Genomic DNA, 22069 nt, shown 5'->3' with positions numbered 1-22069 from the left:
TCAGGCGTCGGCGAACCGGGTGTGGTCGAACAGGCGGACGAGTTCGCTCGGCCGGCGCGCGGCCATCGACTTGGCGATCTCCTCGCCACACACGGCCGACAGCGTGAGCCCGACGTGGCCATGGCCGAAGTTGAACCACACGTTCGGATGCCCCTGGCACGGCCCCATCACGGGAAGCGAGTCGGGGAGGCAAGGCCGCTCGCCGGACCACCGCTCGCGCGGCTCGGTTCGCACCTGCGGCCAGACCCGCTGCACGTGACCCACCAGCGCCTCCGCCCGGCGCATGTCCACCTTGGCCGAGAGCGGCGTGATCTCCACCGTCCCCGCCGCGCGCAGCCCCCGCCGCATCGGGGTGACGAAGACTTTGCGGTCGGCGATCACCACCACCCGCTGCAGCGCGACACCGCTGTCGGCGAAGGAAACGTGGAATCCGCGCTGGTTGGCGAGCGGGATACGCACCCCCAGCCGCCGCACGACGTCGGCCGACCATGCCCCCGCGCACAGCACCATCTCCTCGCATTCGAGCGTCTGCCGCGCGCCGACGAGCCGCACCTTGCCGCCCGCGCCGGTCTCCACGGTGCGCACCTCGTCCTCGACCAGGGTGGCGCCGCTCTGCCGCAGGACGCCGCGCAGCCGCCCGACATAGTCGCCCGGATCGACGATCATGCCCTGGTGCGGCAGGAAGACGCCCGCCGTGTAGCCGGGGCCGATTGAGGGTTCGACCTCCAGCAGCTCGTCCCGCGTGAGTTCGTGCGCGACCACCCCGTGAGCCCGGCGCAGCTCCCACCCGAAGCGGTCCCGCTCGCGGGCCTCGGCGTCGGGGTAGAGGTGGAGCTGGCCGTCGGCCCGCAGGAGATCGGACGAGCCGATGGCGTCCAACAGCTCGGTGTGCTTGGCGAGGCTCGCGGGGATCAGCTTGGCCATCGTGCCGGCGGCGGCGCGGATGCGCTCCTGGCGCCCCTCGCGCAGGAAGCGGGCCAGCCACCCCGCGTGCCGCACCAGCCCGCCCGGCGTCACCCGCAGCGGCCCTTCCGGGTCGAGCAGCATGCGCGGGATGTCCCGCACCATGCCGCGATAGGCGACCGGCAGCACCGCCCCCGGACTGAGCGACCCGGCATTGCCGGACGACGCCCCGTCCAGGCCGAAGGACCGGTCGATCACCGTCACCGCCGCGCCGCGGCGCATGAGATGGAAGGCGGTGCACAGTCCCACCAGCCCGCCGCCGACCACCGCGATCGATCGGTCTTCCATCGTCACCCTCGACCTGTTGCGCGGCGGACCGCCGCCACGGGACCCGGCTGCGGGTCTCGCCCGAGACGGCCTCGCGTGCAAGACGGATCCGCCGCCGGGGCGCATCGGGGTTGCCGCTTCGCCCCGGTTTTCCGCTATGATTCGCGTCCCCCCGGTGCGAACCGGCCATGCCAATGTCGGAGCGCCTCGCGGATGCTTTTCCTGCTGTTGCACCTCGCCCTCCAGGTGGTGCTGGTGGTGCGTGTCATAATCCGCCCGCACCGCGACCCGGCCGCTCGCGCGGCGTGGATCGTCGTCGTCCTGGCCGTCCCGGTGATCGGCATGCTGGCCTACCTGCTGGTCGGCGAGACGCGCATGGGGCGGGCCCGCGCGCACCGGCACCACCGTGTCGCCCATACGCTGGCCGCGTTGGAGCGGGCGCCGGGGTTCGGGGCGGCGGACGCGGCGGGCGCCGTGAGCGCCGATGTCGCGCCGCTCTTCGCGCTCACCCGGTCGATCGGCGACTTTGCACCGCTGGCCGGCAATCGCGGCGACCTCATGCCGGAGGGCGACCCCACCATCAACGCGATCGTGGCCGACATCGACGACGCGGACGAGCACGTGCACGTCGGCTTCTACATCTGGCTGCCGGACGGGAACGGGACGAAGGTCGCCGAGGCGCTGATACGGGCGGCCCGGCGCGGCGTCACCTGCCGGGCGCTGGTGGACGACGTCGGCTCCCATGCGCTGGTGCGCTCCGCGCTGTGGGCGCGCATGGGCGAGGCGGGCGTGCGGCTCGCCTGCGCGCTGCCGGTCGGCAACCCGCTGCTGCGCGTGCTGATCGGGCGGATCGACCTGCGCAACCACCGCAAGATCGTCGTCGTCGACAACCGGGTGACCTACTGCGGCAGCCAGAACTGCGCCGACCCGGCCTTCCTGCCGAAGGCGCGGTTCGCGCCCTGGGTCGATGCCATGATCCGCTTCGAGGGCCCGGTGGCGCGGCAGAACAACTGCATCTTCGCCAGTGACTGGATGGAGGAGGTCGACGAGGATCTGACCCCGTTACTGGCCGCCCCGCTGACCGTTGTGGAGGGCGGCTTCCCCGCCGCTGCGGTGGCCACCGGGCCGACCGGCGCGCATGCGGCGATGCCGGAGATCTTCGCCACGCTGATCTACGCCGCGCAGCGGGAGCTGGTCGTCAGCACGCCCTATTATATTCCGGTGGGGGCGGTGCAGGCGGCGTTCTGCTCGGCCGCCCGCCGCGGGGTGGACGTGACGTTGATCCTGCCCGCCCGCAACGACGACTTCGCCGTCGGCGCCGCCAGCCGCAGCTACTATGCCGACCTCCTCGCCGCCGGAGTGACGATCTACGAGTTCACTCCCGGCCTCCTCCACACCAAGTCGCTGACGCTCGACGGCCGCGTCACCCTGATCGGCTCGGCCAACATGGACCGCCGCAGCTTCGAGCTGAACTACGAGAACAACATCCTCTTCGAGGACCCGGCCCTGACCGACGCGGTGCGCCGGCGCCAGGCCGGCTACGTCGCCCGTGCGCGGCGGGTCGAGGCGGGCGAGGTCGCGGGGTGGAGCTTCGCTCGCCGCCTCTGGAACAACGCGCTGGCGATCGTCGGCCCGGTGCTGTGAGCCCGGCGCCGGTGACGCGTTATTTCGCCGGCACGGCGATGATCATGTCCAGCTCGACGCGGACGCCGGGCAGCTCGTAGACTTCGGCGACGAGGGCGACGAAGGCGGGCTCGGAAAGCTGTGCCATCGTGCGCAGGAGCAGCAAGCCGGGCGAGCGCCGCCTCGGCCCGCGACGTGGGCGCCTAGCCGTCCGTCGGCGGTTGCCGGAACTCCGCTCGCGGGAGTACGACGGGGGACGTCTTTCGCGAATCACCCGGCTTTCGCCTTCGCCGCGCGCGCTGGCGCCCTGCGGCCGACACGAGGCACCGCCATGAGCGCACTCCTACACCGCAACCTGAAATCCGCGCCGGCCATCGCCCGCGACGGTCGCGGCATCCGCCTGACCGACACGAGCGGCCACACCGTGATCGACGGGTCCGGCGGCGCCGCCGTCGCGTCCATCGGGCACAGCCATCCGCGCGTGCTGGCCGCATTGCGCGATCAGCTGGACCGCCTCGCCTACGCCCACACCGGCCTCTACTCCAACGAGCCGGCCGAGGCGCTCGCCGAGATCCTCGTCGGCCACAAGCCGGCCGGCCTCGCCCGCGCCTACTTCGTCTCCTCCGGCTCGGAGGCGACCGAGGCGGCGCTGAAGCTCGCCCGCCAGTACATGCTGGAGATCGGCGAGCCGCAGCGCGACCGCTTCATCGCCCGCCGCCAGAGCTACCACGGCAACACCCTCGGCGCGCTCGGCGTCAGCGGCAACATGATCCGCCGCCCGCCATACGAGGCGATCCTGCCGCAGACGGTCGCCCTCGTCTCGCCCTGCTACCCCTACCGCGGCAAGACGGACGGCGAGGACGACGCCGCCTACGTCGCCCGCCTGCTGGCCGAATACGAGGAGACCTTCCAGCGCGTCGGCCCTGGCCGCGTCGCCGCCGTCTTCGCCGAGCCGGTGGTCGGCGCGACGCTCGGCTGCGTCGCCGCGCCGCCGGGCTACTTCACCGGCCTGCGCGAGATCTGCGACCGGCACGGCGCCCTCCTGGTGCTCGACGAGGTGATGTGCGGCATGGGTCGCACCGGCACCCTCCACGCCTTCGAGCAGGAGGGCATCGCCCCGGACATCGAGATCGTCGCCAAGGGCCTCGGCGGCGGCTACCAGCCGATCGGCGGGCTCCTCATCGCCGAGCGCGTCGTCGCCGCCATGGAGGCCGGCTCCGGCATCCACCGCCACGGCCACACCTATTCGGCCCACCCCATCGCCTGCGCCGCCGCGCTCGCGGTGCAGCGGGTGATGGCGGAGGACGACCTCGTCGCCAACTGCGCCGCGCGCGGGCACGACCTCGCCGCGGCGCTCCGGGCGCGGCTCGGCGACCACCCCAACGTCGGCGAGATCCGCGGGCGCGGCCTCTTCTACGCCGTGGAGATGGTCGCCGACCGGGCCACCAAGGCACCGTTCGATCCGGAACTCGGCCTCGCCGACCGGATCAAGTACGCCGCCTTCCGCCGCGGGCTCGCCTGCTACCCGATGAACGGCACCATCGACGGGCATGCCGGCGACCACGTCATCCTCGCCCCGCCCTACATCGTCACCGCCGCCGACATCGACGAGATCGTCGACCGGCTCGCGCTCGGCATCGGCGACGCCCTCGCCGAGTGCGCGCGGCAGGCGGCCTGACGGCGCAGTCGGCGCGGCCATAGTCCAGGAGGAGGTGGACGCGGCCTTCCCCGCCGGGACAACATGGCGGCTCCGACGCCTTCCCACCCTCTGCGCCGGCGACCGGGACGGGCCTGCCCCGCCCCCCGCGCCGCGCCGCCCGCCGAAAGAGATCCGCCGCCGTGCCTGAAACCCGCAATCCCGTCGTCATCACCTGCGCGCTGACCGGCACGCAGGACACCCGCGACAAGAACCCCAACCTCCCCGTCACGCCGGCGGAACTGGCGCGCGCGGCGCTGGATGCCGCAAAGGCGGGCGCCGCCGTCGTCCACATCCACGTGCGCGACCCGGCGACCGGTGCGCCCAGCATGGCGCTCGAACACTATCGCGAAGTGGTGGACCGCATCCGCGAGGAGAACGACGACCTCGTCATCAACCTCACCACCGGCCCCGGCGCGCGCTTCAATCCGTCGGTCGAGGACCCCGCCCGCGGCGGCCCCGGCACCACGCTGACGACGCCCGAGCGGCGCATCGCCCATATCGAGGCGCTGCGCCCGGAGATCTGCACGCTCGACCTCGGCAGCGTGAACTTCGGCGACAACGTCCTCATCAACACCCCCGGCCACCTGCGCACGATGGCGGATGCCGCACAGGCCGCCGGCGTGCGGCCGGAGCTGGAGGTGTTCGACCTCGGCCACATCGAGCTTGCCCGCCGGCTCATCGCCGAGGGCCGCATCGCCGAGCCGCCGCTCTTCCAGATCTGCCTCGGCATCCCCTACGCCGCGCCGGCGCTGGCCGAGACGATGATCGCCATGCGCGACCGCCTGCCGCCGAACGCGGTCTGGTCCGGCTTCGGCATCTCGCGCATGCAGTTCCCGATGGTGGCCGTCGCGGCGACGCTGGGCGGCCACGTGCGCGTCGGCATGGAAGACAACCTCTACCTTTCGAAGGGCGAGCTGACCCCGTCCAACGCGGCGCTGGTTGAAAAGGCGGCGCGCATCCTCGTCGACCTCGGCCACGAGCCGGCGACGCCCGGCGAGGCGCGGCGCGTCTTCGGCCTTCGCCCGGCGGCGTGATGGCCGCTCACCGCGGGTCGGCCCGCTCCTCCGCGGCGCTGCGGACCAGGGCGAGCACACGGTAGAGGCCGTGCACGAACTTGCCGTACGGCATCGTGACGAACAGCGCGAAGACGACGCCGAGGTGGACCGCCAGGAGGAGCCCCATCGCCGGCGTCGCCCGCAGCACCAGGAGCGCCAGACCGGTGAGCCCGGTCGCCAGCAGCATCGCCAGGAACGCGGCGTCCATCCCGCGCGGCGTGCCCTCCTTCAGCCCGGCGCCGCGTTCGCTCTTGGCGACGAAGAGCCCCAGCGGCCCCACCACCAGCCCGAGCCCGCCGAGGGTGCCGAGGACCACCGGCAGCTCGAACCATCCGTAAGGCGCCTCGCGGCCGAGGACATAGTGGTAGAGGGTCGCCGTCGCGGTCGACGCCAAGCACAGGAGGAAGCCGCCGGAGGTGAGATGATGGAAGAGGCGCCGCCGGTCGGGTGGCCGGTCCGAGCATCCGGCCCCGCCGCCGTCGAGGTAGCGCAGCCGCACCGCGTCGCGCACCGCCTGCCGAAAGGCCGCGCCGTCGCCCCCCGCGCCGCCGGAGGATCGCCAGAACTGGCGCGCCCCCATCACCATGGCGACCAGCGCGTAGAGGAACGCCGCGCCGAAGAGCGCCACCATCGCGTTGTGCGGCATCAGCCGGTAGAAGGCGCCCGGTCCACTGTGCGCACCGAACAGCACCGCGGGGTCGCTCCACGCGACGAAGCCGGCGACGAACGCCGCCACCGCCGCCGCCAGCATCACCGCGACGAAGAGCCCATTGCGCGCGAACACCCCCGCGAAGGCGCCCGGCCACGCGGTGCGCGCATAGGAGCCGGTGCGCACGCGCGCGAGCGTCGCCGGGACATGCACCGCGAAGGGGTGCGGCGGTGCGAACTGGCAGTCGTACCAGCAGGCCCCGCAATTGTGGCAGAGGTTGGCGAGGTAATCGAGGTCGCCGTCGGCGAACACGCGCCGCCGCTCCATCGCCGGGAAGACGGCGCACAGCCCCTCGCAGTAGCGGCAGGCGTTGCAGACGGTCATCAGCCGGTCGGCCTCGGCAAGGTCCGGCGTCGCGTGCGTGGCGACCGAGCCTGCGATCTCCGTCGCGACACCGATCTCAGTTGCGGACATGGCGTGCCGCCTCCCGTCCCGCGACCCGGCCGAAGACGGCGCCGATCGTCATGCCGATCCCGGCCGCATACCCCTGCCCCAGGACGTTGCCGGCCATGATCTCGCCCGCCGCGAAGACGTTCGGCGCCGGCCGCCCGTCCGCCATCATCACCCGCGCTTGGCGGTTCACCCGCGTGCCGAGGTAGGTGAACGTGATCCCAGGCCGCACCGGGTAGGCGTAGAACGGTGCCGTCTCGATCCGCTGCGCCCAGTGACTCTTGGGCGGGCTCAGACCCTGCGTGGCGCAGTCGTCGAGGATCGTGTGATCGAACGTGCCGGGGCGCACCGCGGCGTTGAATGCGGCGATGGTCGCATCCAGCGTGGTAGCGTCGAGATCGAGCGCGTGGGCGAGGTCGGCGACCGTCTCTCCCCGGATCGGCGGGTAGAGCGAGGGCATGAACCGCTCCAGCGACGGCGCGTCGAAGATGATGTAGGCGATCTGCCCCGGCTGCGCGGCGACGAGCCGGCCCCAGATCGCGTACCGCTTGGGCCACAGGTCCTCGCCCTCGTCGTAGAAGCGCACCGCATCGCGATTGACGACGATGCCGAAGACGACGCAGTCGAGCCGGGTGATGATGCCGCCGTCGTACCGCGGGGCGCGCGCGTCGATCGCCACCGCGTGGCACTGGGTCGGATCGCCGACGGGAGCGACGCCCTGGTCGAGCAGCATCTTCAACACCGTACCGCGGTTGTTGGCGGTGCCGCGGATGAGGAAATTCTCCGCCGCCTCGCCCCAATATTCCTTCAACCAGGCGATGTTGGACTCGAACCCGCCCGCCGCCGCGACCAGCGCCGCCGCCTCCACCTCGTAGCAGCCATCCGGATCGCGCACGGTGAGGGTGCGGAATACGCCGTCCTCCAGCGCGATCTCCACCACCTCCGAGCGGTAGCGGATCTCGACGCCGAGGCGCTCGGCCGTCTGGTACAGGGCGTTCAGCATCGCCCGGCCGCCGCCGAGGAAGAACGAGTTGGTGCGCCCCAGGCTGAGCGTCCCGCCGAGGGAGGGCTGCCAGCGCACGCCCTGCTCGGCGATCCAGTGCAGCACCTCTTTCGATTCCTCGATCATGAAGCGGGCCAGCGCCTCGTCGGTCTCGCCCTTGGTGACGCGCTGCAGGTCGTCCCAGAACTCGTCCGCCGTATAGGGGCCGGTCAGACTCGCGGTCGCGGTGTCGTGGGCGCAGCGCATGTTGCGGGTGTGGCGCGTGTTGCCGCCGCGGCCGAATGCGTCGGCCAGCTCCAGGACGAGGACCCGCGCTCCCTCCCGCCGCGCCGCGATCGCCGCGCAGAGCGCCGCGTTGCCGCCGCCTACGACGACGACGTCGTACCGCGGCTGATTGTCGATCCCGGCCATCTCACCCGTCTTCACGTCCGCGGGGTCCACCCGCACAGGCCCCAGCATTGACCGACGCCGCGCCGGCATCAACCGCCCACGCTGCCGGTCGCGCGATCCGGCCCTCCCCCGTTGCCGACAAGTCGGTCCCGAGCGAGGCACCGCGCACGTGGCAGCGAGGCGCGCGCCCGGTCCACGCGCCCGGGTCGCCCCGGCCCGCAAGGCCGCGATTGATCGACATGGCTCATAGGTCTTATCGCGCCGGCGCGGTACTCGATCGCGGCTCCGACCTTAGACTCATTCAAACTCGACATGCGGTCCCCGCCCCGCGGCGCGCCGACCGCATGTGCCGCGCACCAATAGGAAAGAGTTGTGTATGGCTCAGGAGAAAGCATTCGCGGTCACACGTCGCGACGTCGTCGTCGCCGGCGCGGCGACCGCGGCGGCGACGGCCGTCCCCTTCCGCGTCTCGGCGCAGGCGACGCCCCCCGCGGCCGCGGCGGCACCCCCCGCGGCGACCACCACCAGCATCGGCTTCACCGTCAACGGCGCCGAGCGCCAGCTCACCGCCGACAACCGCCTGACGCTGCTCGACGCGCTGCGCGAAAGCCTGCAGCTCACCGGCACGAAGAAAGGCTGCGACCACGGCCAGTGCGGCGCCTGCACCGTCATGGTCAACGGCCGGCGCATCAACTCGTGCCTGTCGCTCGCCGTGATGCACGAGGGCGACGAGATCGAAACCATCGAGGGAATCGGCACGCCGGACGACCTCGACCCGATGCAGGCGGCCTTCATCGCGCACGACGGCTACCAGTGCGGCTACTGCACGCCGGGGCAGATCTGCTCGGCCAAGGCCGTCCTCGACGAGATCAAGGCCGGCATCCCCAGCCACGTCACCGCCGACATCACCGCCGAGATGCGGCCCACCGCCGACGAGATCCGCGAGCGCATGAGCGGCAACATCTGCCGCTGCGGCGCCTACGCCAACATCCTCGCCGCCATCACTGAAGTTTCGGAGAGCAACGCGTGAGAGCCTTCTCCTACGAGCGCGCCACCTCGCCGGAGGGCGCCGCACAGGCCGCCGCCGCGACGCCGGGCGCCAAGTTCATCGCCGGAGGCACCAACCTCCTCGACCTCATGAAGCTCGAGATCGAGACCCCGACCCACCTCATCGACGTCAACGGCCTCGGCCTCGACACCATCGAGGAGACCGACGACGGGGGTCTGAGGATCGGCGCCCTGGTGCGCAACACCGACCTCGCCGCCGATGAGCGCGTACGGCGCGACTACGCCGTCCTGACGCGCGCGCTGGTGGCCGGCGCCTCGGGCCAGCTCCGCAACAAGGCGACCACCGCCGGCAACCTCTTGCAGCGGACCCGGTGCCCCTACTTCTACGACACCGACATGCCCTGCAATAAGCGCAATCCCGGCTCCGGCTGTGCGGCGCTGGAGGGCGTGTCGCGCCAGCTCGGCGTGATCGGCACGTCGGACGCCTGCATCGCCACGCACCCGTCGGACATGGCCGTCGCCATGCGCGCCCTCGACGCCGTGGTCGAGACGGTCGATGCCGGGGGGTCGACGCGGGCGATCCCGATCGAAGATTTCCACCGGCTCCCCGGCGATACGCCCGAGGTGGAGACCGCGCTGCAACCGGGCGAGGTCATCACCGCGGTGACGCTGCCGGCCCCGCTGGGCGGCCGCCACCTCTACCACAAGGTCCGCGACCGCGCGTCCTACGCCTTCGCTCTGGTCTCCGTGGCGGCCGTCGTGCAGCGGGACGGGACCGGCCGCGTCGCACTCGGCGGCGTGGGGCCCAAACCGTGGCGCCGGGCCGAGGCGGAGGCGGCGCTTCCCCAGGGAGCGGCGGCCGCGATGGCCGGGATCCTGGAGGGCGCGCGACCGACCGACGACAATCAGTTCAAGGTGGTGCTTGCCGAGCGAACGCTCGCCGCAGTGCTGGCCGAGGCGCAGGGGGTGCCACATGAGGTTCGATAATCCTGCCGGAGACAATCTGTTCGACCGCGCCAAGGTGGTCGGCCATGCCACCCCGCGGATCGACGGGCCGCTGAAGACCACCGGCACCGCCCCCTACGCCTACGAGCGGCACGACGTCGCAGCCGGCCAGCTCGTCGGCTACCCGGTCCCGTCGGCCATCGCCAAGGGCCGCATCCGCGCGATCGACACCGCGGCGGCCGCCGCCGCGCCCGGCGTCGTCGGCATCGTCACCACGTTGGAGCACGACCCGATCGAAGGCGTGTTCGACTACGATCCCGTGCGCCATTTCGGCGGCGACGAGGTGCTCCATTACCACCAGGCCATCGCCGTCGTCGTCGCCGAGAGCTTCGAGCAGGCCCGCGCCGCCGCCAAGCTCGTCGCGGTCGACTACCAGCGCGACGCGGCCGCCGGGTTCGACCTCGCCGCCACCGCCGAGGCGCGCGGCGAGGCGGACGTCGCGCCGGCGTCGGAGGTGGGCGACTTCGCGGCCGCCTTCGCCGCCGCCCCGGTGACGCTCGACGCCACCTATACGACCCCCGCCGAGAGCCACGCGATGATGGAGCCGCACGCCACCCTCGCCGCCTGGGACGGCGACACGGTGCGGCTGTGGACCTCCAACCAGATGGTCGAGTGGGGGCGCCAGTCGATGGCGAAGGCCCTCGGCATCCCGGCCGACGACGTGCGCCTCGACTCGCCCTTCCTGGGCGGCGGCTTCGGCACCAAGCTCTTCGTGCGCTCGGATGCCGTGCTCGCCGCGCTCGCCGCCCGCAAGGTCGGCCGGCCGGTGAAGGTCGCCCTGCCGCGGCCGATGATCGCCAACAACACCACCCACCGCGCCGAGACGATCCAGCGCATCCGCATCGGCGCCGAGCGAGACGGGCGCATCACCGCCATCGCCCATCACAGCGCCTCCAACGCGCTCACCGCGGCGGGCGGCGAGAACGGGACGGCGCCGACGCAATCCTTCTACGCCGGCGCCAACCGCCTGCTGGTCGACGCCCCGGCGCGGATGAACCTGCCGAACTCCAACGCCATGCGCGCGCCCGGCGAGACCGCCGGCCTGATGGCGCTGGAGATCGCGATGGACGAGATGGCGGAAAAGCTCGGGATGGACCCGGTCGAATTCCGCATCGTCAACGACACGCAGGTCGACCCGGAGAACCCGGACCGGCCCTTCTCCGAGCGAAACTTCGTCGAGTGCCTGCGCACCGGCGCGCAGACGTTCGGCTGGACCGGCCGCAACACCGCCCCCGGCGCCACGCGGGACGGAGCCTGGCTCGTCGGCCACGGTGTGGCCGGTGCCTACCGCGGCGCGCCGGTGATGACCTCCGGCGCCCGCGTCGTGCTGCGGCCGGACGCGACGCTGGTCGTCCAGTCCGACATGACCGACATCGGCACCGGCTCCTACACCATCATGGCGCAGACCGCCGCCGAGGTGCTCGGCCTGCCGCTCGCCGCGGTCTCGGTCGAGCTGGGCGACTCGCGCTTCCCGGTCTCGGCCGGGTCGGGCGGGCAGTGGGGCGCGGCGAGCGCCACCGCCGGCGTCTACGCCGCGTGCGTCGCCCTGCGCCAGGCGATCGCCGAGCGGCTCGGTGCGGCCGAGGCGGACCTCACCTTCGAGGACGGCATGGTGCGTGCCGGCAACGCCTCGACCCCGCTCGGCGAGGTCGGCGGCGGGGCGGAGATGACGGCGGAGGATTCCATCGAGTTCGGCGCCTTCCGCGAGGAGGATGTCCTCCTCGCCACCTTCGGCGCGCACTTCGTCGAAGTCGGCGTCCACGCCCATACCGGCGAGATCCGCGTGCGGCGGATGCTGGCGGTGTGCGACGCGGGGCGGATCCTCAACCCGCTGACCGCCCGCAGCCAGGTCATCGGCGCGATGACGATGGGTGTCGGCGCGGCGTTGATGGAGGAACTCGCGGTCGACACCCGCTACGGCTTCTTCGTCAACCACGACCTCGCCGGCTACGAGGTGCCGGTGCACATGGACATCGGCCGACAGGACGTGATGTTCATCGAGGGTGCCGACCCCTATTCGACGCCGCTCAAGGCCAAGGGCGTCGGCGAGCTGGGCCTGTGCGGCGTATCGGCGGCGATCGCCAACGCCGTCTACGACGCCACCGGCGTGCGTGTGCGGGACTACCCGGTGACGCTCGACAAGCTGATCGGCAACCTGCCGGCCGTCTGAGCTGGCCGCGCGCGGCGGGCTTCGTCGCCGCGCGCCCCCCGTCAGGCCGCGCCGAGTGCGGCGGCCTGGCGGGCCGGCCAACGCGGCGGCGCGTAGGCCCAGGCCAGCCCCACCCGCTCGACGACGAGCTTCAGTGCGAGCGACAGCGCCACCGCCGCCGCGACGATCACCGGCACGCCCCAGTAGCGCACCATCGGCACCTGGGCCGCATGGTCGGCGAGGACCAGCGCGAGCGCGGCGACGATCATTACGTGCGCGACGTAGATCGGCAGCGTATTGCGCCCCAGGTAGGTCAGCACCGCGCGCGCCGGCAGGACGGCCGCCAGCAGGATCGACACCGCGCTCCCCAGCGCCAGCCCCGCGACCGACATCGCCAGCCGCCCCGCCCCGAACGCGATCCCCTCCAGATAGGCGACCGCGACCGACAGCGAAGCGAAGACCGCCCCGCCGACGATGCCGACCACGAGCGGCCGTGCGGTCACCGCCCCGAGGATCGCCGGGCCGTACCACGCCCCGCCCAGGAAGAAGGGCGCGTACCAGACGAGGTTGCGCTGCGAGAACGCCTCGATCGCGATCACGTCGCCGAACGCCAGGAGGGCCAGCGCCACGGCGAGCGGAAAGGCGGCGTGACGCACCGGGTAAAGAAGTTTGGCGAGGAGGAAGAAGATCGCCAGCGCCCAGATGAACCAGATGCCGGTGTTGGGCCGCACCCAGGCGACGAGCAGCTCGGCGTAGCTGCTCCCCTCCTGCGGTGTCACGACATTGGTCTGCACGGTGCCGAAATAGGCCCAGCGAACCAGCGTCCACAGCGTGAAAAGGTAGGCGAAGGTGACGATGCGCCGGCTCATCAGGTCGGAGAGGCTGCGCGTGACGGCGCGCGTCCCCAGGAGTCCGGAGACCGCGAAGAAGAGCGGCATGCGGATCGGCGCGAAGAGGTTGTTGAGCTGCTCGTAGCCGTAGGACGCCAGGTCGTACTGGCGCATGTAGAGCGTCGCGTGCAGCAGCACCACGAGCAGGATCGACGTCCCCTTGGCGACGTCGAGCCAGACGATACGTTCCGATGCGGCCATGCCGGCCCCTCCCCCCCGCGAGCGTCGCCGGGGAGTGTCCGCGGCCGGGCGGCGCCGGTCGCCAACATTTGTTGAGGCTATGCGGGGGAGACCAGCACCAGGCCTTGGGAGATGCCGTCGTCGCTTTCCGGCTCCAGGAGTTCGGCATCCGGGACGTAGACCGGCACCGGGCGGCGGATGCCGCGCACATCGTGGGCCCCGGCGCTCAGCATCGAGCGGCCGTGCCGCCGGCCGATCTCGGCGACCGGCTCGGACACCAGGTAGTCCCGTCCCAGGCGGCTGCACAGCGAGGCGATCCGCGCGGCGATGTTGACGTCGCGGCCGATGACGGTGAAGTCCAGCCGGTCGCCGGAGCCGACGTTGCCGTACGCCGCGTCGCCGACGTGGATCGCGATGCCGAAGCGGATCGGCGCCACCACGTCGCCCAGCTCGTAGGGGTCGACCACGGTGGTGAGGGCCTGGGCGGCGGCGTCGAGCGCGGCGAGCACGGCGGCGTCCTCGCCGGACTGGGCGGCCGGGAAGATCGCCAGCACGGCGTCGCCGATGAACTTCAGGATCTCGCCGCCATGCTGCTCGATCGGCGGGACGACGACGTCGTAGTAGCGGTTGATGACCTCGGCCGTCGCCGCGACCGGGAGCTGGGTCGAGATCGACGTGAACCCGCGCAGGTCCGCCACCAGGATCGCGGCGCGCAACTCCCGCGTCTCGCCGCGGTGGACGGTGCCGCTGACGATCTCGCGCGCCGGCACCCGGCCGACATAGGCCGACAGCACGTCCCGCAGGATCACGTTGAGCGACTTCAGGTCCACCGTCGCCCGGATCGCCGGCAGGATCTCCAGCAGGAAGTTCTTCTGCGCCGCGGAGAAGCCCTCCGGCAGGGTGGTCGCCATGGTGATGTTCATCTGCCGGCCCATCGGCGAGGGCATCGGGATGACGATATAATGCTTCAGCCCTTCGGCCTTGAGGTCGGGGACGATGCCGTAGGCGTCGTCGGGCGTGGCGTCGAGGTCGATCTCGAGCCAGCCGCCGCCCTGGTCGAGCGCTGCCTTGAACGGGCTGCGCTCGTACATGCCGCTGTTGCGGCTGATGTAGGTGTAGCGCGAAAACTCCAGCTCCCGCTCCGGGCGCCAGATGATGCCGCCCGCGATGAGCGACGGGTTGAGCAGGCTGAACGAGACCATGAACCGGTCGACGCGCATGCCGGTGACGACGAGGCGGTGCGCCAGCCCTTCGATGATCGCGGGCAGTTCGAGCCCCATCGCCTCGCCCAGGAGCCAGTTCGTAATGTCGAGGGCATGGCTATCGGGATTCTGCATGGGCGATCTCACTCAAATTCTCGTCGGAGCGAAGAGATGGACGCTCCGCTTGGTCGAACAAGGCGCATGGGAACAGATCAGGGTCACTCTATACCAGAATCGCGCCAGACGGGCACCTCGTCACCCACCCCGCGCAACGGGTGCGTCCCACACGAGGCGAGACCGGGCACGATTTCGGCACAGGTTTCGTCCACCAACAGCCGTGCGCCCAGGATCTTGGCGAGTTCTTCCAGCCGTGCGGCCCGGTTCACCGTGTCCCCGTAGACGGTGAAGGCCTGCCGCTCGACCGAGCCGACGCTGCCAGAGGCGACCGGACCCGCGGCGATGCCGACGCGGTTGTCGAATCCGGCCTCGGCCGCGCAGGCGATCAGCGCCCGCCCCGCCTCGACGGCGGCGGCCTCCGGCGCGTCGAGATCGAGCGGGGTGTTGAAGGTGGCGAGCAGGCCGTCGCCGGTGAAGCTGATGACGACGCCGCCGGCCGCCGCCACCTCGTCGGCGCAGCGGGCGAGGAAGTCGTTCAGCTCGGCGATGACGGCGCCGGGGTCGCGGGTGTGGGCGTAGGCGGTGAACTCGGTGATGTCCATGAAGAGCGCCGCCGCGTGCCGCACGCGCGGCTCCAGCGAGGCGGGGTCGTTCAGGACGCGCTCGGCGATGGCGGCGGGGACGAAGCGGCCGAGCCGGCTGCGCACCTCGGCCCGCGCCGCGCGCTCCTGCTCGCGCTCCGTCTCGGCGGCGACCTGCGCATAGAAGACCCGCCGCGCCCGCGCCACCGCCAGCGCCAGGACCGCGGTGACGAGGAGGGTGACGAGCGCCTCGGTCATGCGGTTGCCGCGCGCGACGAAGTCCGGCGACAGAATGAGACCCTCGTACTCGGCCCGCGTGGGCACTGCTGGCATGTCCGACCAGGAAACGCGCCGGTCCATCTGGAGCAGCACGTAGACGTAGGCCGCCATCCAGCACACCACCGCCGACAGGCCCGACCACAGCACCAGCCACGGCGACAGCGTCAGCGTGGTGAGTGCCACCAGCGGCAACAGCAGGATGATGTCGGAGTTCCGGAAGGCGTAGATCTGCGGCAGGTCGAGGCCCTGGTAGACCGGCACCACCACGAACAGCGCGCTGATGGCGGCGACGTCGAGCGTGGAGCCGAGATAGCGGGCGAACGGCCGGTCGAAGGGCGAGTCGATCGACAGATAATAGGCGATCCCCAGCAGCGTCAGCGCGACGAGGAAGCCGATGCCATAGGGCGTCGGGCTGAGGCCGGAGGCGAGCGTGGAGACGACGTACCAGGCCAGCGCGACTGCGAACATGAACGTGCGGCACAGGATGAGAAGCTGGAAGCCGCGTCGCTCGGCCCGGCGCAGGCGGTGCAGCTCGGTGTCGGTCAGGCGGACGTCGCTCGTGCGGAAGCTGGCGGCCGCGCTGCGGGTCAGGCGGACGATATTGTGCCAGCGCAGCGTCGACCAGAAGCGGCCATAGGCGCGTCGGCGCCGGTCGTGCGGGGTCACCCGTGTCATGGCCGCCATTTAGGGCGGGTCACGGCCCGCCGCACGTCAGGTTGTTCGGTTTCTTGCCGCCGCACCATCGCAGCGCATCGTGGGCCGGGGCCGTCGCCACTTTCCCGGCCGCACGGGCCGCGTCGCAGCGGGGCGGGTCGCGGCCGCCTCCCGCCGGAGCCGACGGAGACGGCAGCGCCGCCGGCACGAATGACGGCGGCGCGATGGGTGCAGGTCGCGGCCGCGGCCGCGCCTCGGCTAGGTCGCCGCTGTCGCAGCGATCCCGGTGGCCGCGTCAGCTGTCCAGGAAGGAGCGCAGCTTGCGCGAGCGGGACGGGTGCTTGAGCTTGCGCAGCGCCTTCGCCTCGATCTGGCGGATACGCTCGCGGGTCACCGAGAACTGCTGGCCGACCTCTTCGAGGGTGTGGTCGGTATTCATGCCGATGCCGAAGCGCATGCGCAGGACCCGCTCCTCGCGCGGCGTCAGGGACGCCAGCACGCGGGTCGTCGTCTCGCGCAGGTTGGACTGGATCGCCGCGTCGATCGGCAGCACCGCGTTCTTGTCCTCGATGAAGTCGCCGAGGTGCGAATCCTCCTCGTCGCCGATCGGCGTTTCGAGGCTGATCGGCTCCTTGGCGATCTTGAGGACCTTGCGGACCTTCTCCAGCGGCATCGCGAGCTTCTCGGCCAGCTCCTCCGGAGTCGGCTCGCGGCCGATCTCGTGCAGCATCTGGCGCGAGGTGCGCACGATCTTGTTGATCGTCTCGATCATGTGCACCGGGATGCGGATCGTGCGCGCCTGGTCGGCGATCGATCGGGTGATCGCCTGACGGATCCACCAGGTCGCGTACGTCGAGAACTTGTAGCCGCGGCGATACTCGAACTTGTCGACCGCCTTCATCAGGCCGATGTTGCCCTCCTGGATGAGGTCCAGGAACTGCAGGCCGCGGTTGGTGTACTTCTTGGCGATGGAGATCACGAGGCGCAGGTTGGCCTCGACCATCTCCTTCTTCGCGCGGCGGGCCTCGCGTTCACCCTTCTGCACCTTCTGCACGAGGGTGCGGAACTCGGTGATCTCCAGGCCCGCCTGCTGGGCGATCTCCTGGATCTCGGTGCGAAGGTCGCCGATCACCTGCTCTTCGTGGCTGATGAACTGCTTCCAGCCCTTGCCCGGCAGGCCGCCGACGCGCTCGGTCCAGTTCGGGTCGAGCTCGTAGCCCTGGTAGTGCTGCAGGAAGTCCGCGCGGTTGACGCCGTACGAGTCGGCGATCCGCATCAGCTTGCTCTCGCAGGCCATCAGGCGCTTGTTGATGTCGTACAGCTGCTCGACCAGGCTCTCGATGCGCTGCGGGTTCAGAAGCAGGCTCTTCACCGCGACGACGATGTCCTCGCGCAGCTTCTTGTACCGCTTCTGCTGCGCGGACGAGAGCTGCTCGCCCTCACCGCCCTGAGCGTCGACGTTCTGCTCCTGCAGCTTGCGCAGCTTCTTGTAGTTGTCGGCGATGGCCTCGAAGGTTTCCAGGACCTTGGGCTTCAGCTCGCCTTCCATCGCCGCGAGCGACAGGGACGATTCGAACTCGTCGTCGTCGTCGCTCTCCTCTTCGGCGGGCTGTGCGCCGGGCACGCCGGGCCGGCCCGCGGCGAGCGGGATCACGTTGGAGGCCTGCGGGCCACCTTCCTTCGGGGTCGCACTGTCGGTGCTGACCTCGGCGAGGTGGGCCTTGCCGTCCGGGTCGGCGTAGGTGGCCTCGAGGTCGATGATGTCGCGCAGGAGGACCTTGCCCTCCATCAGCTCGTCCCGCCAGATGATGATCGCCTGGAAGGTCAGCGGGCTCTCGCAGAGCCCCGCGATCATGAAGTTGCGGCCGGCCTCGATGCGCTTGGCGATCGCGATCTCGCCCTCACGGGAGAGTAGCTCCACCGAGCCCATCTCGCGCAGGTACATGCGGACCGGATCGTCCGTGCGCTCGGTCGGCTCACGCGTCGTCGTCTTGGCGACCGCCTTCGGGCTGGCACCGGCCAGCTCGCGGCTCTCGTCGTTGTCGTCCGACTCTTCCTCGGCCTCTTCCCCGTTTTCCACAACGTTGATGCCCATGTCGTTGAGCATCGCCATGGTGTCCTCGATCTGCTCGGACGTGACCTCTTCCGAAGGGAGGACCTCGTTCAGCTCGTCGTGGGTAACATAGCCGCGGCGCTTAGCCGTGCGGATGAGCTTCTTGACAGCCGCATCGTTGAGGTCGAGGAGCGGTCCGTCGGAAGCCTCGGTTTGCGGATCCTTTTGCTCTGCCGCGCTCGCCTTCGTCGCCATCGGGCCTCCACATGGGATTACGCGCACAAGAGTGTGTGCGCACCGTTCGAAAGAACATGCTGTGCCGATCTAGAGCAAATCATGTCAAGATCGGGCCGTGGCGCACGCGCACGTGCAAGGCGCCCCCCGGCGCGCCACCGATCTGTCTAGATAACGCGCCTCCGTAAAGGTGCAAGGGAGGCAGAGGGCAATCATAACGTTCGACCGGACGACGAGGTTCCGGTGGTGGCTTTTTTGCGCCGCATCGCGGCGGCCTCGTCCGCCAATTCGCGTTCGGCGTTCTGCAAGCGGGTCTGATGTTCCTGAAACGCGACGGTCAGCCGGATCAGCCGGCCGTCGTCGTCGCCGCGCCGGGCGACCATGCGCTGCGGCTCGGAGGCGAGTTCGTCCATCTCGCTGCGCAGCGCCAGCCGATCGACGAACAGCGACATGCACCGTCCCAGGAAAGCCTCGTCCGGATCGCACTCCAGGATGGCGAAGCGCTGCAGGAGGCGCGGGCCGACCGGCGCCTCCGCCTCCCCCCAGATCTCGCCCAGGCACATGAGGGCCCGCTGCGGCAGGGCGGCGATCAGGTCGCCCGAGGTCTCCGGCAGGTGGCTGGCGTAGGTTTCGGTCAGGAGCGCGGCGAAGCCGGCGTGAGCCTCGCTCTTGAACGCCGACGCCCCGAGGGTCTCGGCAAACCTCTCGATGAAATGCGGCCGCAGAACCATCAGACCCAGCGTGATGCGCTCCAGGTCGATCAGCGCGCGGTCGGCGCCGACGGGGGCGGCGATGGGCGCCGACGGTGGTTGTAGGCGCATGCCGGCCCCTCCGCCGCTCCAGCTCCCCTGGCCGTCTCCGCCCGGTCCGCTACGCCACTGTCCGCCGCGCCACTGTCCGCCGCCTGCTGCCCCGCCGCGTCCGGTACCGCCCTGGCGCGGCCGCTCCGCGCGCCGGGTGCGGCGCAAGTCCCACGCCCGCTCGCGCAACGCGGCACGATAGTTCTTGGCGAGGCGTTCGTCGGCGATCGTCGCCACCAGCGCGTCGAGCCGGTCGTCCAGCGCGGCGAGGCGCTCGGGCGTGTCGGCCCCCTTGTCCGCCTCACGGGCGAAGAGCGCGTCGACCAGCGGCACCGCCTTGGCGGCGAGCGCCTCGAACGCGTCGCGCCCGCCGTCCTGGATCAGGTCGTCCGGGTCCTGCCCCTCGGGCAGGTGCAGGAACTGCACCGAGCGCCCTCCCTGCAGCAGCGGCAACACCCGGTCGATCACGCGCTGGGCGGCCATGCGTCCGGCCTTGTCGCCGTCGAAGGTGAGGATCGGCTCGTCGGCCATCGACCAGGCGAGCGCGATCTGATCCTCGGTGAGCGCGGTGCCGCAGGAGGCGACCACCTCGCCGATCCCGGCCTGGGCGAGGGCGATCGCGTCGAAATAGCCCTCGACGATGAAGAGCCGATTGGCCCGGTGGGCGGGGCCGCGCGCGCGGTGCGCATTGAAGAGAAGCTTCGATTTGTCGAACAGCGGCGTCTGCGGGGAATTGAGGTATTTCGGCTCGCGCCCGTCCAGCGAGCGGCCACCGAAGCCGACGATCTTGCCGCTCTTGTCGTGGATCGGGACCATCAGGCGGCCGACGAAGCGGTCGCGCAGGCGCCCGTCGCGCCGCACGGCGAGGCCGGTGCGCTCCATCTCGGTCTCGCTGACACCGTCGGCGCCGAGGGCGCGGATGACCGCCCCCTGCACCGAGGGAGCGAGGCCGAAGTCGAACGCCTTCAACGTCTCCTCGGAGAAGCCGCGGCCGACGGCGTAGCGCCGCGCCTCGTGCCCGGTCGAGGACCACAGCGTGCTCTGATAGAGCGCGGCGGCGGCCTCCAGCGCGCCGCGCTGCACGCGCCGCTCGCGCATCTGACGCGGCTCCTCGCGGTCGCGCTCGGGGAGCGGGACGCCGGCCTCTTCGGCGAGCTGCTTGACCGCGTCGAGGAAGTCGAGCCCGCCGTGAGAGGTCATGAAGGTGATGTGGTCGCCGGACTCGTGGCAGCCGAAGCAGTGGTAGAAGCCCTTGCGGTCGTCGACGTGAAACGAGGGCGAGCGCTCCTGATGGAAGGGGCAGCAGGCCCAGAAGTCGCCGCGCCCGGGCTGCGACTTTCGTCGATCCCAGGTGACGGTCTTGCCGACGATGGAAGACAGCGGCACCCGCTCGCGCAGGCCGGCCAGAAAGTCCTGTGAGAAGCGCATCGTTCCCCCTGTGGCGAACGTCCTTACCACGATGCGCTCTAAACGCCGGCTTTCAAGTCCAACTTACGCCCGAGATCCCCATTGTCCCCCGCGCATCCGCCACGGGCTCTCCGGGGGCCGGAGGGGGCCGGAGCCTAGAGCCCCGTGCCCTCCAGCGTGTCGCAGTCGGAGGGGCTGCCGGACTGGAAGCCGGTCTGAAACCAGCGGGTGCGCTGGTCGGCGGTGCCATGGTTGAAGCTCTCGGGAACGACATAGCCCTGGCTGCGGCGCTGCATGGTGTCGTCGCCGACGGCGGCCGCGGCGGCGATCGCCTCCTGGATGTCGCCTTCCTCCAAGATCCCGAGCTCGCGCGCGGAGTGGGCCCAGACGCCGGCATAGCAGTCCGCCTGCAGCTCGACGCGGACCGAGAGCGCGTTGGCGTCCCCCTCGGAGAGGCGCTGGCGGGCCTGGTGGAACTTGCCGAGCACGCCGGTCTGGTTCTGCACATGGTGGCCGACCTCGTGGGCGAGGACGTAGGCCTGGGCGAAGTCGCCGGGAGCATCGAGACGGCGGGCGAGCAGTTCGAAGAAGGTGAGGTCGATGTACACCTTGCGGTCGTTCGGACAGTAGAACGGCCCGGCCGCCGCGGCGCCGAAGCCGCACCCGGTCGGAGTCTGCCCGGCGTAGACGACGAGGGTGGTGGGTTCGTAGCTGGCGCCCGAATTGTCGAAGATCTGGGACCAGGTGTCCTCGGTCTCGGCGAGCGTGACGCGCAGGAGGCCGAGCGTCTCGCCGTCTTCGGCCTGTTGCCGGGCAGAGCGCTCGGGGGCCTGCTGGGTGACGACGGGGCCGCCGCCCTGGCCGCCGGAAATCATCTCCAGGAGCTGCAGCGGGTTGATGCCGACGAAGACCCACAGCCCGATGGCGACGATGATGAAGAGAATGATCGAGCCGCCACCGGCGCGGCGCACACCGCCCGAGCTGCCGCCGCGGGGGATGCGCACGCGTCCGCCTCGCGGTAGGCCGGCCCGGCCGAAGATCGAACCCCCGCTCCCGCGGCGGTCCTCGAAATTGTCGCTCTTTCGGCGGCCTTCCCAGCGCATTCCTGTCCTCCGGCGTGCGAATCCAATCGGCGGCCGGAGCGGGAGGGCTAGCGCGCCGCCCGTCCCCAGCCCTTGATGAACGTCGACCACCGCTTCGAGGTTGCCCGCTCTTCACGGCGCGGTGTCGTTGCAGCCTGGGCGACAATAAGATGGTTTAACATGGTCGTCTCCTGTCATGAGGCTTTCGCGCCGGCGCTCCAGGGGGTGGCGCGCCGACGTTTTCGTCGATAGTGCTCACGCATTGAGTGCGCCTTAGCGACTCAACATGCGCGCCTGGTGCGCACTTTAAAGGGGTAGAGGCGCAATTT

General features: G+C 71.0%; 16 protein-coding genes. 6 read left to right on the top strand and 10 right to left on the bottom strand.

What is annotated here, in order from left to right:
* Positions 1-1251 (bottom strand): FAD-binding oxidoreductase, encoded by a 1251-nt coding sequence (locus tag MRB58_RS14615; RefSeq protein ID WP_244777858.1) that lies wholly within the window; start codon positions 1249-1251, stop codon positions 1-3.
* A 192-nt stretch (positions 1252-1443) separates the two neighbouring features.
* Between MRB58_RS14615 and cls the strand changes: the two genes are divergently transcribed.
* On the top strand, positions 1444-2874 hold the full coding sequence (cls, locus tag MRB58_RS14610) for a cardiolipin synthase (protein ID WP_244777857.1): 1431 nt from the start codon (positions 1444-1446) through the stop codon (positions 2872-2874).
* A 19-nt stretch (positions 2875-2893) separates the two neighbouring features.
* On the opposite strand, the gene MRB58_RS24825 is transcribed toward cls, so the two are convergent.
* Complete coding sequence (locus MRB58_RS24825; protein ID WP_256461674.1) at positions 2894-3019, bottom strand: hypothetical protein; 126 nt, start codon at positions 3017-3019, stop codon at positions 2894-2896.
* Positions 3020-3184: 165 nt separating this feature from the next.
* Here MRB58_RS24825 and MRB58_RS14605 point away from each other — a divergent pair, with 165 nt between their 5' ends.
* Positions 3185-4531: an aspartate aminotransferase family protein gene (locus MRB58_RS14605; protein ID WP_244777856.1), complete on the top strand. Its 1347-nt coding sequence runs from the start codon at positions 3185-3187 to the stop codon at positions 4529-4531.
* Between the two features lie 161 nt (positions 4532-4692).
* Positions 4693-5586, top strand: coding sequence for a 3-keto-5-aminohexanoate cleavage protein (locus MRB58_RS14600; protein ID WP_244777855.1), 894 nt, complete (start codon positions 4693-4695; stop codon positions 5584-5586).
* A gap of 7 nt (positions 5587-5593) precedes the next feature.
* Here the strand turns inward: MRB58_RS14600 and tcuB are convergent, their stop codons facing one another.
* Entirely contained in the window at positions 5594-6730 is a 1137-nt protein-coding gene (tcuB, locus tag MRB58_RS14595) for a tricarballylate utilization 4Fe-4S protein TcuB (protein WP_256461673.1), read from the bottom strand.
* Positions 6717-8120: an FAD-dependent tricarballylate dehydrogenase TcuA gene (tcuA, locus tag MRB58_RS14590; protein ID WP_244781995.1), complete on the bottom strand. Its 1404-nt coding sequence runs from the start codon at positions 8118-8120 to the stop codon at positions 6717-6719. The genes tcuB and tcuA overlap by 14 nt, the downstream gene beginning before the upstream one ends.
* Positions 8121-8475: 355 nt before the next feature.
* On the opposite strand from tcuA, the gene paoA reads away from it, so the two are divergent.
* Genes paoA through paoC form a run of 3 tightly spaced genes read left to right on the top strand, consistent with a single transcriptional unit; the run spans position 8476 to position 12282 of the window.
* Positions 8476-9129, top strand: coding sequence for an aldehyde dehydrogenase iron-sulfur subunit PaoA (paoA, locus tag MRB58_RS14585; protein ID WP_244777854.1), 654 nt, complete (start codon positions 8476-8478; stop codon positions 9127-9129).
* Positions 9126-10094 (top strand): xanthine dehydrogenase family protein subunit M, encoded by a 969-nt coding sequence (locus tag MRB58_RS14580; protein WP_244777853.1) that lies wholly within the window; start codon positions 9126-9128, stop codon positions 10092-10094. The genes paoA and MRB58_RS14580 overlap by 4 nt, the downstream gene beginning before the upstream one ends.
* Complete coding sequence (paoC, locus tag MRB58_RS14575; protein WP_244777852.1) at positions 10081-12282, top strand: aldehyde oxidoreductase molybdenum-binding subunit PaoC; 2202 nt, start codon at positions 10081-10083, stop codon at positions 12280-12282. Before MRB58_RS14580 ends, paoC begins: the two co-directional genes overlap by 14 nt.
* Before the next feature lie 41 nt (positions 12283-12323).
* Here the strand turns inward: paoC and MRB58_RS14570 are convergent, their stop codons facing one another.
* The 6 genes from MRB58_RS14570 to MRB58_RS14545 all read right to left on the bottom strand — a co-directional run bounded on the left by MRB58_RS14570 (position 12324) and on the right by MRB58_RS14545 (position 21761).
* Positions 12324-13352, bottom strand: coding sequence for an acyltransferase family protein (locus MRB58_RS14570; protein ID WP_244777851.1), 1029 nt, complete (start codon positions 13350-13352; stop codon positions 12324-12326).
* 77 nt (positions 13353-13429) lie between these two features.
* Complete coding sequence (locus MRB58_RS14565; RefSeq protein WP_244777850.1) at positions 13430-14668, bottom strand: adenylate/guanylate cyclase domain-containing protein; 1239 nt, start codon at positions 14666-14668, stop codon at positions 13430-13432.
* A gap of 83 nt (positions 14669-14751) precedes the next feature.
* Positions 14752-16185 (bottom strand): adenylate/guanylate cyclase domain-containing protein, encoded by a 1434-nt coding sequence (locus MRB58_RS14560; protein WP_244777849.1) that lies wholly within the window; start codon positions 16183-16185, stop codon positions 14752-14754.
* A gap of 274 nt (positions 16186-16459) precedes the next feature.
* A complete protein-coding gene (rpoD, locus tag MRB58_RS14555; RefSeq protein ID WP_244777848.1) occupies positions 16460-18472 on the bottom strand; it encodes an RNA polymerase sigma factor RpoD in 2013 nt (670 codons plus the stop codon).
* A 191-nt stretch (positions 18473-18663) separates the two neighbouring features.
* Positions 18664-20679 carry a DNA primase gene (dnaG, locus tag MRB58_RS14550; protein WP_244777847.1) on the bottom strand — a complete coding sequence of 672 codons (2016 nt, stop codon included), beginning with the start codon at positions 20677-20679 and terminating at the stop codon, positions 18664-18666.
* Positions 20680-20813: 134 nt separating this feature from the next.
* Positions 20814-21761, bottom strand: coding sequence for a neutral zinc metallopeptidase (locus tag MRB58_RS14545; RefSeq protein ID WP_244777846.1), 948 nt, complete (start codon positions 21759-21761; stop codon positions 20814-20816).
* Positions 21762-22069 lie beyond the last annotated feature (308 nt).

The sequence above is a fragment of the Acuticoccus sp. I52.16.1 genome, from assembly GCF_022865125.1.
Taxonomy (GTDB): domain Bacteria; phylum Pseudomonadota; class Alphaproteobacteria; order Rhizobiales; family Amorphaceae; genus Acuticoccus.
This window is presented reverse-complemented; position numbering and strand designations above follow the sequence as displayed.